We start from the raw sequence: 13,838 nt of genomic DNA, 5'->3' as shown, positions 1-13,838 counted from the left end.
CGAAGGCCCGGTGCGACTTCTGCCGGCTTGTCCCATCACCTCGCGTCGGATGTGTCGGGCGCGCCGGTAGCGGCATGCAGGTGCGGGCCCGACCGGGGAGGTCGGGCCCGCATTGCGCCGCCGGATTGTGGTGCTGGCGGAAGGGGCCGGCTACTGCGCGGCCCGTCCCCAGACGGGCCGGCTCTCCCACTCCTCGGGAGTGTTGGTGACCTGGGTGACGGCGGAGCCGTCGGCCTTCATCGTGTAGACCTCGGCATTGGCGCCGGAGGGCGCCTGGGCGAAGGTGACCTGCTGGCCGTCGGGGGAGTAGGCGGCGACGCCGTAGAAGGTGTCGGAAGGCGCCGGTGTGAGCGCGGTGACCGCGCTGCCGTCCGGGTGGACGGTGTAGATGCCGCCGCCGGGCGCGTAGTCGGGGCCTGCGGGGTAGGTGGTGAAGAGGATGTGGGTCCCGTCGGGTGACCAGCTGGGGCGGTCGCCCGCCCGCAGGGCCCAGGGGGTGAGCTGGCGCATCCCGGTGCCGTCCGCGTTGATGACGAAGATCGCGGTGCTGTCCGCCGGCTGCCCGGTGGCGCCGGTGCGGTAGGCGAAGGCGAGCTGGGTGCCGTCCGGGGACCAGGTGGCGTTGTCGACCCGGCCGGAGTACGGCTTGTCGTTGGTGAGCATGGTGAGGCGCTGGGCGTTGCTGCCGTCGGCGTTCATCACGAACAGATCGGAGTACTGGATCTGGTTCTGCTGGTCGTCGAGGGCGCCCCAGGCCCGGCTGAACGCGATCAGCTTGCCGTCCGGGGAGAACGCCGGGGTGCTCTCGTCCTCGTTGAGGCAGTCGGGGGCATCGTCCTGGCAGATCTGCGGGACCTGCCGGGGCTCGCCGCCGGTGGCGCCGACGGTCCAGAGCCGGGCCTTGCCGGCGGCCGTGCGGCGGTCGAAGGCGATGGTCCGGCCGTCGGGCGACCAGTCGGGGTGGTCGTCGACCGAGTCCGCCGACGGCTGGGTGAGCTGCTGCTTCCCGCTGCCGTCGGGGGCGACGGTGAAGATGGCGCCGGTGGTGCGGCCGGGGTCGAGGAACACCCGGGTGGCGATGAGGCCGTTGCGGGCGGTGACCGCCTGGGCCGCCGGGGCCGCCGCGTCGACGACGGGGGCGGCGGAGGCCGAATCGGCGGGTGGGCCGTTCTCCGCCGCCGAGGGCATCAGGTTGCTGTCGGCTCCGCAGCCGGTGAGCAGTGATCCCAGGAGCAGGGAACAGGCTGCCGCCCCGTACGAAACTCCTCTGCCGCGCATGTGTCCGTCTCCGATCCAGGACGAGAGCCCGTGAGCGGGCGCCTGTCACTGTTGCAGACGGTGCCGGCACGGTGACGGACCGACACGCGACTGTCCGCGATCGAATGGCTACCGGAGGTTTCAGCAGCCGCCGCAGCGGGAAAAACGGGCGGTCATCGAAACGGTCATCGAAACGGTCATCGAAACGGTCATCGAAACGGTCATCGAAACGGTCATCGAAACGGTCATCGAAACGGTCATCGAAACAGCCTTTGGAGCGGCCGCGGGCCGGTCGGCGGATCCCCGGCCGCCAGCGTCGTGGCCGGGGGCGGCCGGTCCCTCCCGGTGCGGAGGGACCTGCCGTCCGGGCCGCTGCTGCCGTGGGCCTACTTGCCCTGCTCCTTGGCCGCTTCCTTCGCGGCGTGGCGCTCGGCCTTGGCCGCGGCCTCCGCCTCGTCCTCGGCCTCGGCGGCCTCCAGGGTGGGGGCGGTGCCGCCGAGCTGGGCGGGCAGCCACCAGGTGTCGTCCGGGCCGGCGGGCTTGGCGGGGTATTCGCGCTGGACCTGGTCGAGCATCTCGGTCATCGCGGCACGCAGGCGGCGGGTGACCATCACCGGCTTGTCGCCCGGGGCCAGCTCGATCGGCTTGCCGATCATGATGGTGACCGGGACGTGCCGCTTCGTGAGGGTCTTGGGGCGGCCCTTCGTCCAGAGCTGCTGGGTGCCCCAGAGGATGACCGGCAGCAGCGGCGTGCCGGAGTCGGCGGCCATCCGGGCGGCGCCGGTCTTGAACTTCTTCAGCATGAAGGACCGGCTGATGGTGGCCTCGGGGAAGACGCCGACCACCTCGCCGGCCCGCAGGGCGCGGACGGCGGCGTCGTAGGCGGGCTGGCCGTCGGTGCGGTCGACCGGGATGTGCTTCATGCCGCGCATCAGCGGGCCCGAGACGGCGTGCTTGAAGACGTCGTCCTTCGCCATGAACCGGGTCTTGCGCTTGCCGCCCCGGACGGCGCCGAGGCCGGCGAAGAGGAAGTCCAGGTAGCTGATGTGATTGCTCACCAGCACCGCCCCGCCGGTGGCGGGGATGTTCTCGGCGCCCACGATCTTGATGCGCACGTCGAGCGCGCGGAAGACGGTGAGCGCGGCTCCGATCACCGGCGGGTACACGAACTCTGCCACGGTCAGCCCTAACTTCCACGGGCCTGGGGCCCGGTCCGGCGGTACCCGCGACGTACGAGGGCCGACCGGAAGGCGCGGCACGCCGCGACGGCCACGGGTGATACAGGACGATGATCCCCCGAACGACTGCCGTCTGTCACGTGCGGACGCCGCCGGGCCGGTCCCGGACCCGCCGGGCCCGGGACCGGCCGCTGCCGGTGGTGCTCAGCCGGGCTGGGTGTGCGGCCGCACCTGGGCCCGGCGCAGGAGCAGGTACATCTCGCAGCCGAGGCAGTAGCCGAAGGCCGCGTTGAGGAAGGCAGCGGCCAAAGCGGCCGCGGTGGCGAGCAGGCCCAGCCAGGTCAGGCCGGTCAGGTAGCCGGTCGTCCCGACGACGGCGAAGCCGAGGCCGACGGCCTGGGCGAAGCGCGGCGGGCGGGCGTCCTCCGTCTCGCGGGGCGGCCCGAGGCGCGGGCGGACCAGAGTGCGGTAGAGCCGGCCGTACGGGGAGTACTGCAGGCCGGCGAAGGCGCCGACGGCGAAGATCACGGCCTGGACCGCGAGCAGCGCGCCGCTGCCGGTGATGAGGACGGCGGCCAGGACGAGGGAGGTGAGGACGGCGGCGAAACGGGGGCCGCGCGGGTCGATCTGCATGAGGGGGCTCCGGGGCGGGGCTCGGGCGGGCTGACGGAGGCGGGTCAGCGACAGCGCGAGGCCGTGGCGCGGCACAGGTCGACCACCCGGCGGGTGGTCAGGCGCGGCGGCGCGGGGCGGTAGGAGTCCACGTGCCGATGGTACGCGGGGCGCTGCCGGCGGGTCGACCCCCGGGACCGGCCGCCCCCGGGTGGGGACGGCCCGCCGGCGGGGGCCCGCGCCGGGTGGCGCACACTGGAGCGATGACCGGCTTGTGGGTGTGCGTTGCCGTGCTCGCGCTGGCGAGTGCGTTCGGACTGCTGCGCGCCAGGCGCGACGGGAGGCTGCGGTTGCGGACCAAGGACGACGCGGTACGGCTTTCCGCCTCGGAGCTCGGGACGGAGCTCGGTGAGCGCGCGACCCTGGTGCAGTTCTCCACCGCCTTCTGCCAGCCCTGCCGGGCCACCCGCCGGGTCCTCGACGAGGTCGCCGGCATGGTGGCGGGCGTGACGCACGTGGAGATCGACGCCGAGGAGAAGCTGGACCTGGTCCGGCGGCTGGAGATCCTGCGTACCCCGACCGTCCTGGTGCTGGACGCCACCGGCCGGGTGGTCCGGCGGGCGGCGGGTCAGCCGCGTCGTGCGGACGTGATCGCGGCCCTGGGCGAAGCGGTCTGAGGCCGCCTGCTGCCGTAGCCGGGCGGCCCGGGCAGGACCACGGCGAGCCTTTAGTTGATCAAGCTAGGGTGTGTCAAGACCGCAGCTGCTCCCGTCGCGGCCGGTGAATCTCACAGCCGATGTGCCGCCCAGTCAGGTGGTGTTCCGCCCCGGCTGGGGCAGGATGGGCGCAGACGGCGGTGCAGCCGTCCCCAGGCCCGCCCCGCGCGGGGATCACCCGAGGTCGCAGCGGGCCGGGGGGCGCTCGCCCGGAGGCCCGGCAGCGCTAAGCTACTGGCCAGTAGTGACGGCTAAGCTACTGGCGAGTATGCTGCCAGGAAGTTCCGGACGGGCACGGGAATTCGCTGCCCGGAGCGGGCACGTGGCGTAATCGCGCCCGCTTGCACCAGCCGCAGCCGCCGGACGAGACCAGTACAGGAGACAGGCCGTGAGCTTGAGGATCGTTGTCTGTGTGAAGTACGTGCCCGACGCGACCGGTGACCGGCGCTTCGCGGACGACCGCACCACCGACCGGGAGGGCGTCGACGGCCTCCTGTCGGAGTTGGACGAGTACGGCGTGGAGCAGGCGCTGCGGATCGCGGAGGCGCACGGCGACGCCGAGGTGACGGTGCTGACGGTGGGCCCGGACGACGCGAAGGACGCGCTGCGCAAGGCCCTGTCGATGGGCGCCGACAAGGCCGTCCACGTGAACGACGACGACATCCACGGCACCGACGTGATCGGCACCTCGGCGATCATCGCGAAGGCGCTGGAGCGGACCGGTTTCGACCTGGTGGTCGGCGGCATGGCCTCCACCGACGGCACCATGGGCGTGCTGCCCGCGCTGCTCGCCGAGCGCCTGGGCGTGCCGCAGCTGACCCTGCTGTCCGAGGTCGCCGTCGAGGGCACCACGGTCAGGGGCCGGCGCGACGGGGACGCCGCCACCGAGCAGGTCGAGGCGCAGCTGCCCGCCGTCGTCTCGGTGACCGACCAGTCCGGCGAGGCCCGCTACCCCTCCTTCAAGGGCATCATGGCCGCGAAGAAGAAGCCGGTGCAGTCCTTCGACCTGGACGACCTGGGCATCGACGCCGAGGAGGTCGGCCTGGCCGGCGCCTGGACCGCGGTGGAGGCCGTCACGGCCCGCCCCGCGCGCACCGCCGGCACCGTCGTCAAGGACGAGGGCGAGGGCGGCAAGGCGCTCGCCGCCTACCTCGCCGAGCAGAAGTTCATCTGACCCGCGGTCCCGCGCATTCACGACTTTTCAGGAGTAGACGAACCATGGGTGAGATTCTCGTCCTCGTCGACCACGCCGACGGTGTGGTCCGCAAGCCGGCCCTCGAACTGCTGACCCTGGCCCGCCGGATCGGCGAGCCGTCGGCGGTGGTGCTGGGCGCCGGTGACGGCGCCGGCGCGATCGCCGCGAAGGCCGCCGAGTTCGGTGCCGCCAAGGTGTACGTCGCCGACGGCCCGGAGTTCACCGACCAGCTGGTCGTCCCCAAGGTCGACGCGCTGGCCCAGATCGCCGGGGCCGCCGACGCCGCCGCCGTGCTGGTCACCTCCTCCGGCGAGGGCAAGGAGGTCGCCGCCCGGGTGGCGCTGCGCCTGGGTTCGGGGATCATCACGGACGCGGTGGACCTGGAGGCCGGTGAGGGTGGTCCGGTGGCGACGCAGTCGGTGTTCGCGGCGTCGTTCCAGGTGAGGTCGCGGGTGTCGCACGGTACGCCGGTGATCACGGTGAAGCCGAACTCGACGTCGCCGGAGGCCGCCGCCGCGGCGGGTGCGGTGGAGAGCGTGGTGGTGGCGTTCACCGGTAACGCGGCGACGGTGACCTCGCGTACGCCGCGGGTGTCCTCGGGTCGTCCGGAGCTGACCGAGGCCGCGATCGTGGTGTCGGGCGGTCGCGGTGTGGGTGCGGCGGAGGGCTTCGGTGTGGTGGAGGAGCTGGCGGACGCGCTGGGCGCGGCCGTGGGTGCCTCGCGGGCGGCGGTGGACGCGGGCTGGTACCCGCACACCAACCAGGTCGGTCAGACCGGCAAGCAGGTGTCCCCGCAGCTGTACGTGGCGGCGGGCATCTCGGGTGCGATCCAGCACCGGGCGGGCATGCAGACCTCGAAGACCATCGTCGCGGTGAACAAGGACCCGGAGGCCCCGATCTTCGAGCTGGTCGACTACGGCGTGGTCGGTGACCTCTTCACCGTCCTCCCGCAGCTCACCGCCGAGGTCAAGAGCCGCAAGGGCTGAGCGCAGCGATCCGCCCGGAGGGCGCGGACGGCCGAACAGGGCCGCCGCGCCCTCCGGCGTACCCCGGGCCGTAGAGTCGGCGCCAAGGACCGACGCGGAGGGGCTCATGAGTCTGTTGACGGCGCTTCAGGACGGGCACGGCGACAGCGCCGACGCCCTGCGGATCGACGGGGTCGCGCTCTCGCGCGAGCGGCTGCTCGGCGTCGCCACCGCCGTCGCGGACCGGGCGGCGGGCGCACCCGCGCTCGCGGTGCTCGCCCGGCCCACGGCCGAGACGGTGGCCGCGGTGGTCGGCGGCCTGCTGGCCGGCGTCCCGGTGGTGCCGCTGCCTCCCGACTCCGGGCCCAAGGAGCGCGCGCACATCCTGCGGGACTCCGGCGCCGCCCTGCTGGCGCTGCCCGCCGGAGAGCGGGCCCCGGAGGGCCTGGACGCGCTGCCCGGGCTGGACACCCTCCCGGTGGAGCTGACGCTGCGTTCGGCCACCTCGTACCCCGAGCCGGGCGAGGACGCCACCGCCTTCGTGCTCTACACCTCCGGCACCACCGGCGCGCCCAAGGGTGCCGTGATCCGCCGCGCCGCCGTCGCCGCCGACCTGGACGCGCTCGCCGAGGCCTGGCAGTGGACGGCCGAGGACACCCTGGTGCACGGACTGCCGCTGTTCCACGTGCACGGCCTGGTCCTCGGTGTGCTCGGCGCCCTGCGGACCGGCAGCCGCCTGGTGCACACCGGCCGCCCCACCCCGGAAGGCTACGCGCGGGCCGGCGGAACGCTGTACTTCGGCGTCCCCACCGTCTGGTCGCGGATCGCCGCCGACCCCGCGGCGGCGGCCGGCCTGCGCGCGGCCCGCCTGCTGGTCTCCGGGAGCGCCCCGCTGCCCGTCCCGGTCTTCGAGCGGCTCGCCGGGCTCACCGGGCAGGCGCCGATCGAGCGCTACGGCATGACCGAGTCGCTGATCACGGTCAGCACCCGCGCGGACGGCGAACGCCGCCCCGGCAGCGTCGGCCTGCCGCTGCGGGGCGTCCGGACCAGGCTGGTCGGCGAGGACGGCGCGCCCGTACCGCCGGACGGCGAGAGCGTCGGCGAGCTCCAGGTGGCCGGGCCCACCCTGTTCGCCGGGTACCTGAACCGGCCGGACGCCGACGCCGAGTCCTGGACGGACGACGGCTGGTTCCGCACCGGGGACGTGGCCGTGATCGGCGAGGACGGCTTCCACCGGATCGTCGGCCGGGCCTCGGTGGACCTGATCAAGAGCGGCGGGTACCGGATCGGCGCCGGCGAGGTCGAGGCCGCCCTGCGGGACCACCCGGCCGTCGCCGACGCCGCCGTGATCGGTGCGCCGGACGAGGACCTCGGCCAGGCCGTGGTCGCCTACGTCATCCCCGACGGCGCCGTGACGGGGGAACAGCTCACCGCCTTCGTGGCCGAGCGGCTGTCCGTCCACAAGCGGCCCCGGCGGGTGGTGCTCGTGGACGAACTGCCCCGCAACGCGATGGGCAAGGTGTTGAAGAAGCAGCTGCTCCAGGGGCCGACGGCGGGCGGCGCCGGGCACTCCTGACGGTCCGCCCGGCGGCCGGCCGGCCTGACGGACCCTCCGGTGCACGGGGCGCTTCTGCTGACGCCCAGTCACCGAGGGTGAACCACCCGTTGGCGGCGCTCGTTGCGCGGCGTGAGCGAGGGCGTGCTTAACGTGACCCCCAGAACTGAAACCCGGGTCGCCGCGCCCGCGCCGGACTCCCCGTCCGGCGGGCTCCACCGGACGGAGTGACGTCCGGACCAGGCGGCTTCCGGCTCGCGGCGGACGACCCGCCACGAGCCGCCCGGGCCCCACGTCAGCAGAGGAAGACGCAAGGAATGAACACCGTCGACACCGGCGCGCCGAGCGCCCCGCAGAGCGAGCCGACCACCGCCTTCACCTCCGCCACCGCCGAGCGGACCCGGTCCGGTGGGATAGCCCGCAGCGGACGGATCCGCCGGGGCCTCGGGGCGGTCGCCCTCGTCGCCGCAGGGGCGGGCGTGATCGGCCTCGGCACCGGCGTCGGCACGGCCGCCGCCGAGCCCGCTCCGGCCCACGCCGGCTGGGACGGCTCGAAGTACTGGTTCAAGGACGCCCAGGGTCACTGGCGCTGGACGAGCCACCTGGACGTCTACCAGGCGCGGACGGGTGGTGCGGCCGCCGGTTCGGCGGTGAAGGCCTCGTCGGCCGGCGGGATCACGCAGGGCTGGGACGGTTCGGTCTACTGGTTCCGCAACAGTCAGGGCCAGTGGCGCTGGACGAGCCACCTGGACGTCTACCAGGCGCGGACGGGTGGTGCGGCCGCCGGTTCGGTGGTGAAGGCCTCGTCGGCCGGCGGGATCACGCAGGGCTGGGACGGTTCGGTCTACTGGTTCCGCAACAGTCAGGGCCAGTGGCGCTGGACCAGTCACCTGGACGTCTACCAGCAGCGCACCGGCGCCGCCGCCCAGGCCGCCCCGGCCTCCTCGGACACCGTTTCGGCAGCGGCCGCCGAGAGCGGCGACTTCGAGGCGGCGGTCGCCTTCGCGCTCGACCAGCTCGGCAAGCCGTTCAGGACGGCCGGCAACGGCCCGGACGGCTACGACTGCTCGGGCCTGGTCCAGCAGGCCTTCCGGCGTGCCGGGGTCGATCTGCCGCGGGTCGCCAACGACCAGTACGCGGCCACCACCCCGGTCCGGGCGAGCGAGCTGCGCCGCGGTGACCTGCTGTTCTGGTCCGAGGACGGCACAGCCCGCGGCATCGAGCACGTCGCCATCTACCTCGGCGGCAACCAGTACGTGGAGGCCGCCCGCCCCGGCACGAACATCCGGGTCTCGGGCATCAGCAGCGGCTACTACCCGGACTTCATGGGCCGTCCCTGACCCTCCGCACACACCGCCACCAGGGTGCCGCCGGCCACGCGCCGGCGGCACCTCGGGGTGTGCGGCCGGACCGGCCCTGGCCCGGGAGTAGGGTCGGACGCTGTGAACAGCGAGCAGACCCTGGTGGCAGCCGTCGACATCGGCGGTACGAAGATCGCGGGGGCGCTGGTCGGCGCCGAGGACGGCCGGCTCTCCCGGCAGACCCGGCGTCCGACCCCGGCCGCGGCATCCGGCGAGAGGGTGTTCGCCGCCGTCGCCGAGGTGCTGGCCGAACTGGCCGAAGCCCCCGAGTGGGCCCGGGTCGAGCGGGTCGGACTCGGCAGTGCCGGGCCGGTGGACGGCCTCCACGGGCTGGTCAGCCCGGTGAACATTCCCGGCTGGCGGGACTTCCCGCTGGTCGCCCGGGTTCGCGGCCTGGTGCCGGGCCTGCCGGTCGTGCTGACCGGCGACGGCGTCGCGATGACCGCCGCCGAGCACTGGCGGGGCGCGGCCCGCGGGCACCGGAACGCGCTCTGCATGGTGGTCTCCACCGGGGTCGGCGGCGGCCTGGTGCTCGACGGGGCGCTCCACCCGGGGCTCAGCGGCAACGCCGGACACATCGGGCACATCAGCGTCGACCTGGACGGCGCCCCCTGCCCCTGCGGTGGCCGGGGCTGCCTGGAGGGCCTGGCCAGCGGTACCGCGATCGCCGCCCGGGCGGCCGCGGCGGGCTGGCGGCCGGCCGCCGGCGACGCCTCCGCCACGGCCGTCGCCGAGGCCGCCGGCCAGGGTGATCCGATCGCGCTGGCGGCCTTCGACCGCGCCGCCCAGGCGCTCGCGGCCGGGATCGCGGCGACCGCCGCCCTGGTCGAACTGGAGGTCGTGGTGATCGGGGGCGGCGTGGCGCAGAGCGGGGAGGTGCTGTTCGGCCCGCTCCGCAAGTGGCTCGGCTCGTACGCGACCCTCTCCTTCGTCCAGGGGCTGGAGGTCCGCCCGGCCCTGCTCGGCGGCGAGGCCGGGCTGGTCGGTGCGGCGGCGGCGGCGCTCCGGGCGGGCGCGCGCTGACCCGGTGCCGGCGGCCCCGACCGGCCCGCGCGGGGCGTCGCCGGGCCGCCGCAGGGGCCCTCGGCCGGGGCACATGCCGCTGACAACGGCCGAGGCCGGTAAGTGACGGCCGGAGCGAGGGCGAGGTATGGGGACCGCTCCGCAGCGGGTACCACCTTCACTGGCGCGGGCCGCGGATCGCCGGGCCGCGCGCCCGGGGGCGACCGCCGCCGGGCGGATCTAGGGCAGGGGACGTCGTGATCGTCTGGGTCAATGGCACGTTCGGCGCGGGCAAGACCAGCGCCTGTCGCGAGCTGGTGGAACTGCTCCCGGGAAGCCTGCTGTTCGACCCCGAACTGGTCGGGTACGGGCTGGCCCGGATGCTGCCCGCCGAGCGGGCCGCCGAACTGTCCGACTTCCAGGACCTGCCGTCCTGGCGGCGGCTGGTGCCGGAGTACGCCGCGGCGCTGCTCAGCGAGGTGCCGGGCCCGCTCGTCGTCCCGATGACCGTGCTGCGGGAGGAGTACCGGGACGAGATGTTCGGCGGCCTGGCCGCCCGCGGGCTCGCGGTGCACCACTTCGTCCTCGACCCTGCGGAAACGATCCTGCGGGACCGGATCGAGGGCCGGGACGCCTACCCCGGCCAGCCCGAGCGCAGCGCCCGGGTCAAGGAATGGGGCCTGGAGCACCTGCCCCGCTACCGCGCCGCCCGCCGCTGGCTCAGCCGCGACGCCGAACTGCTCGACACCGGCGCGCTGACCCCGCGCCAGACCGCCGAACGCCTCGCCGAACTGGTCAAGGACGGCGCGGCCCGCTGTCCGATCGTGCAGAGCACCGACAGCACCGGGGACACCGTCGCCGCCGCCGTGCTGCTCTTCGACGAGCAGGACCGGGTGCTGCTGGTCGATCCCGTGTACAAACCCGCCTGGGAGTTCCCCGGCGGTGTGGTGGAACGCGGCGAGGCCCCCACCGACGCCGCCCTGCGGGAGACCGCCGAGGAGCTGGGCCTGCGCCTGGACGCCACCGACCTGCGCCTGCTCGCCGTCGACTGGGAGCCCAGAACCGGCCCGCGTCGCGGCGGCCTGCGCCTGGTCTACGACGGCGGCCGACTGGACGCCGCCGCCCGGCACGGCCTGCGGCTGCCGGCCGACGAGCTGCGCGGCTCGCGCTTCGTCACCCTGGACGAGGCCGCCGGACTGCTCACCCCGGGCCGGCACCGCCGGCTGGCCGCCGCCCTGGACGCCCGCCGGCGCGGCGAGCTGCGCTACCTGGAGGCCGGGCTGCCGGCCGCCGAGGGCCTGCCGGCGGGGAGCCTGCCGACCGGCAGCCTGCCCGCCGCGGGCCGGGTGGGCGGTCCGGCCGGCGCGGTCGACGCGGCCTGAGGCGCCCACCGGGCCGTTCCGGGGCCGCCCCCGTGGGCCGGTCCGTCCGAGTGCCGGCCGCCTGACCGCCCGTCCGGTGGCCCGGGTGTCCGCCGCACCAGCCCCGTCCGCCGGTCCGCCGCGCCCCTCGGGCGCCGGCCACCGGCCCGCGCGGGCCCGTTTCCCCGGCGGTGGCGGGGCGGACCGGGCAGGATGGGGACATGCCGTTCACGCTCAGCCACGTCGCCGCCGTCCTGCCGTTCATGGACGGGGCCAGAGCCCGCGGCCCGCTGGTCGCCTCCGCGCTGGTGGCCGGGTCGATGGCCCCCGACGTGCTGTTCTTCGCGGACTCGCTGCTGCCGGGGGTCTACCACCACGGCGACCTGACCCACCGGTGGTGGGCGGTGCCGACGGTGGACGTGGCGCTCGCCGCCGTCCTGGTGGCCGGATGGCACGGGCTGCTGCGCGGGCCGCTGGTCGGGCTGCTGCCGCAACGCTGGGCCCGGGCCGTCGAGTCGGTCACCGCACCCGGTCCCGACCGGCCTGACCCGGCCCGGGCCGGCTGGTTCGCGGCCTCGGCCGCCCTCGGCGCGGCCACCCACGTCGGCTGGGACGCCTTCACCCACGGCGGCCGGTTCGGAGCCGTGCTGCCGGTCCTGAACGTCCGGGTGGTCGGCGGACTCCCGCTCTACACCGTGCTGCAGTACGGCTCCTCGGCCGTCGCCCTCGGCCTGCTGACCCGCTACGCGGTGCGCGAGGCCCGCCGGGCCGGGCCGGGCGTCCCCGTCGTCCGGCCGCCCGCCGCTGTCCGGCGGTCCGGGGTCGCCCTGCTCGTGGCCGCGACGGTGGCCGGCGTGGCGCACCGACTGGCCGGCACCGAGCGTCAGCTGATCGCCGAATTCTGCTTCGGGGCCGGTGCCGGCCTGACCGTGGGGGCGGCCGGGTACGCGACGGCCGCGCGGCTGCGGGAGCGGCGCGGCCGTCGGAAGGGTCCGCGGCCCCCCGCGCCGGACGGCGCGGGGGAGCGGACGCCGGTTCAGGCCCGGCGGGCCTCGGCGTAGTTCCGCAGGAAGAGCGCCTCGGTGAGGGCCATCAGCTCCAGCTCCCGCGGATCCACGCTCTCGTTCACCGCGTGGATCTGGGTGGTCGGCTCCTCGACCCCGATCAGGACGATCTCCGCCTCCGGGTAGAGCGTGCGCAGGGTGTTGCAGAGCGGGATCGAGCCGCCCTCGCCGGAGGCGACCATCTCCTTGCCGAAGGCCTCCAGCATCGCCGCGCCCATCGCCTCGTAGGCCGGGCCGGAGGTGTCCGCGCTGAACGCCTCACCGCCGCTCAGCCGCTCGACCCGCACCCGGGCGCCGAACGGCACCGCGGCCTCCAGGTGCGTCACCAGGGCGTCCTGGGCGGTGCCGGTGGCCAGGCCCGGCGGCACCCGCAGGCTGACCAGCGCCTTGGCGCTCGCCTGGACGGACGAGGTGGCGCCGATCACCGGCGGGGCGTCGATGCCGAGCACCGTGACGGCGGGCCGGGCCCAGAGACGGTCCGCGACGCTGCCCGTCCCGACCAGGCGCACGCCGTCCAGTACCTTGGCGTCGGCCCGGAACTGCTCCTCGGGGTAGTCGACGCCGGGCCAGGCCTGATCCGCCGCGAGGCCCTCGACGGTGAGCGCGCCCTGCTCGTCGTGCAGCGAGGCCAGCGCCCGCACCAGGGCCTGCAGGGCGTCGGGGGCGGCGCCGCCGAAGGCGCCCGAGTGCAGGTTTCCGGCCAGCGTGCTGACGGTCACCTCGACCACGGTCATCCCGCGCAGCGAGGCCGTGACGGTCGGCAGGCCCGGCGCGAAGTTGCCGGTGTCGCCGATCACGATGACGTCCGCGGCCAGCAGTTCGGGGTGTGCCTCGGCGTACCGCTCGAGGCCGCCGGTGCCCTGCTCCTCGGAGCCCTCGACGATGACCTTCAGGCCGACCGGGTACGAGCCGTCCGCCGCGCGCAGCGCTCGGAGCGCCGTCAGGTGCATCAGGATGTTGCCCTTGCAGTCCGCCGCGCCCCGCCCGTACCAGCGGCCGTCCCGCTCGGTCAGCTCGAAGGCCGGGCTCAGCCAGGCCGCCTCGTCCAGCGGCGGCTGCACGTCGTAGTGCGAGTACAGCAGCACCGTCGGCGCGCCGGCCGGCCCGGGCAGCTCGGCGTACACGGACCGGGTGCCGTCCGGGGTGTCCAGCAGCCGCACGCCCGTCAGGCCCTCGGCGGCGAAGGCGTCGGCGACCCACCGGGCCGCCTTGTCGCACTCCTCGACCGGGAACTGGCGCGGGTCGGCCACCGAGGGGAAGGCCACCAGCTCGGCGAGGTCGGTGCGGGCCCGCCCCATCAGCGAACTGACGGCGTCGGCCAGGGACAACTGCGGCATCGGGGTCTCCAGGTTCTCCGAGGGGGTGGTTCGGGTGAACACGACAAGGGGGATGGCCATGATCATAGAGGTGCGCCGGCCGCCCCCGGGAGGGGAATCTGACACGAGCGTGGTGGTGGGCGGCCGACCCGGCCGCCGGACCCATAGGATTGCTCGACGTGACAGACTCCGGTAGCTCCGTTTCCCGCAGCCCGCTCGGTGCAGACCGCCCGGCCGGTGCAGACAACCCGGTCGC

12 protein-coding genes are annotated in these 13,838 nt (G+C 74.9%); 8 read left to right on the top strand and 4 right to left on the bottom strand.

The window, feature by feature from the left end; genetic code table 11:
- Positions 1 to 150 precede the first annotated feature (150 nt).
- The 3 genes from J2S46_RS09015 to J2S46_RS09005 form a co-directional block, all read right to left on the bottom strand.
- Complete coding sequence (locus J2S46_RS09015; protein WP_191294853.1) at positions 151 to 1,278, bottom strand: TolB family protein; 1,128 nt, start codon at positions 1,276 to 1,278, stop codon at positions 151 to 153.
- A 365-nt stretch (positions 1,279 to 1,643) separates the two neighbouring features.
- The gene (locus J2S46_RS09010; RefSeq protein WP_191294852.1) at positions 1,644 to 2,435 is read right to left on the bottom strand and encodes a lysophospholipid acyltransferase family protein; all 792 of its coding nucleotides are present in this window, start codon (positions 2,433 to 2,435) and stop codon (positions 1,644 to 1,646) included.
- Positions 2,436 to 2,639: 204 nt separating this feature from the next.
- Entirely contained in the window at positions 2,640 to 3,068 is a 429-nt protein-coding gene (locus J2S46_RS09005; protein WP_191294851.1) for a DUF4395 domain-containing protein, read from the bottom strand.
- 242 nt (positions 3,069 to 3,310) lie between these two features.
- Between J2S46_RS09005 and J2S46_RS09000 the strand changes: the two genes are divergently transcribed.
- The 8 genes from J2S46_RS09000 (at position 3,311) to J2S46_RS08965 (ending at position 12,263) form a co-directional block, all read left to right on the top strand.
- The gene (locus tag J2S46_RS09000; RefSeq protein ID WP_191294850.1) at positions 3,311 to 3,724 is read left to right on the top strand and encodes a TlpA family protein disulfide reductase; all 414 of its coding nucleotides are present in this window, start codon (positions 3,311 to 3,313) and stop codon (positions 3,722 to 3,724) included.
- 427 nt (positions 3,725 to 4,151) lie between these two features.
- Positions 4,152 to 4,937: an electron transfer flavoprotein subunit beta/FixA family protein gene (locus J2S46_RS08995; protein ID WP_191294890.1), complete on the top strand. Its 786-nt coding sequence runs from the start codon at positions 4,152 to 4,154 to the stop codon at positions 4,935 to 4,937.
- Positions 4,938 to 4,981: 44 nt separating this feature from the next.
- Positions 4,982 to 5,944, top strand: a complete 963-nt coding sequence (locus tag J2S46_RS08990; protein WP_307349383.1) for an electron transfer flavoprotein subunit alpha/FixB family protein — start codon at positions 4,982 to 4,984, stop codon at positions 5,942 to 5,944.
- Between the two features lie 106 nt (positions 5,945 to 6,050).
- Entirely contained in the window at positions 6,051 to 7,499 is a 1,449-nt protein-coding gene (locus J2S46_RS08985; RefSeq protein WP_191292434.1) for an acyl-CoA synthetase, read from the top strand.
- A 296-nt stretch (positions 7,500 to 7,795) separates the two neighbouring features.
- Entirely contained in the window at positions 7,796 to 8,818 is a 1,023-nt protein-coding gene (locus J2S46_RS08980; protein WP_307349380.1) for a C40 family peptidase, read from the top strand.
- A 102-nt stretch (positions 8,819 to 8,920) separates the two neighbouring features.
- Complete coding sequence (locus tag J2S46_RS08975) at positions 8,921 to 9,862, top strand: ROK family protein (protein WP_229913093.1); 942 nt, start codon at positions 8,921 to 8,923, stop codon at positions 9,860 to 9,862.
- Between the two features lie 236 nt (positions 9,863 to 10,098).
- Positions 10,099 to 11,223, top strand: a complete 1,125-nt coding sequence (locus tag J2S46_RS08970) for an NUDIX hydrolase (protein WP_191292432.1) — start codon at positions 10,099 to 10,101, stop codon at positions 11,221 to 11,223.
- Positions 11,224 to 11,423: 200 nt separating this feature from the next.
- A complete protein-coding gene (locus tag J2S46_RS08965; protein ID WP_191292431.1) occupies positions 11,424 to 12,263 on the top strand; it encodes a DUF4184 family protein in 840 nt (279 codons plus the stop codon).
- Here the strand turns inward: J2S46_RS08965 and J2S46_RS08960 are convergent.
- Positions 12,239 to 13,603, bottom strand: a complete 1,365-nt coding sequence (locus J2S46_RS08960) for a dipeptidase (RefSeq protein ID WP_191292445.1) — start codon at positions 13,601 to 13,603, stop codon at positions 12,239 to 12,241. The genes J2S46_RS08965 and J2S46_RS08960 overlap by 25 nt on opposite strands.
- Between the last annotated feature and the right edge of the window lie 235 nt (positions 13,604 to 13,838).

The organism is Kitasatospora herbaricolor, from assembly GCF_030813695.1.
Taxonomy (GTDB): domain Bacteria; phylum Actinomycetota; class Actinomycetes; order Streptomycetales; family Streptomycetaceae; genus Kitasatospora; species Kitasatospora herbaricolor.
Note: the sequence above shows the minus strand (reverse complement) of the source record. Positions and strands in the feature narration are given on the sequence as shown.

Excerpts from the sequence above, each read along its gene's own strand:
- J2S46_RS09015 (WP_191294853.1), bottom strand. The coding sequence starts at position 1,278 with ATGCGCGGCAGAGGAGTTTCGTACGGGGCGGCAGCCTGTTCCCTGCTC.
- J2S46_RS09005 (WP_191294851.1), bottom strand. The coding sequence starts at position 3,068 with ATGCAGATCGACCCGCGCGGCCCCCGTTTCGCCGCCGTCCTCACCTCC.
- J2S46_RS09000 (WP_191294850.1), top strand. The coding sequence starts at position 3,311 with ATGACCGGCTTGTGGGTGTGCGTTGCCGTGCTCGCGCTGGCGAGTGCG.
- J2S46_RS08990 (WP_307349383.1), top strand. The coding sequence starts at position 4,982 with ATGGGTGAGATTCTCGTCCTCGTCGACCACGCCGACGGTGTGGTCCGC.
- J2S46_RS08985 (WP_191292434.1), top strand. The coding sequence starts at position 6,051 with ATGAGTCTGTTGACGGCGCTTCAGGACGGGCACGGCGACAGCGCCGAC.
- J2S46_RS08980 (WP_307349380.1), top strand. The coding sequence starts at position 7,796 with ATGAACACCGTCGACACCGGCGCGCCGAGCGCCCCGCAGAGCGAGCCG.
- J2S46_RS08965 (WP_191292431.1), top strand. The coding sequence starts at position 11,424 with ATGCCGTTCACGCTCAGCCACGTCGCCGCCGTCCTGCCGTTCATGGAC.
- J2S46_RS08960 (WP_191292445.1), bottom strand. The coding sequence starts at position 13,603 with ATGCCGCAGTTGTCCCTGGCCGACGCCGTCAGTTCGCTGATGGGGCGG.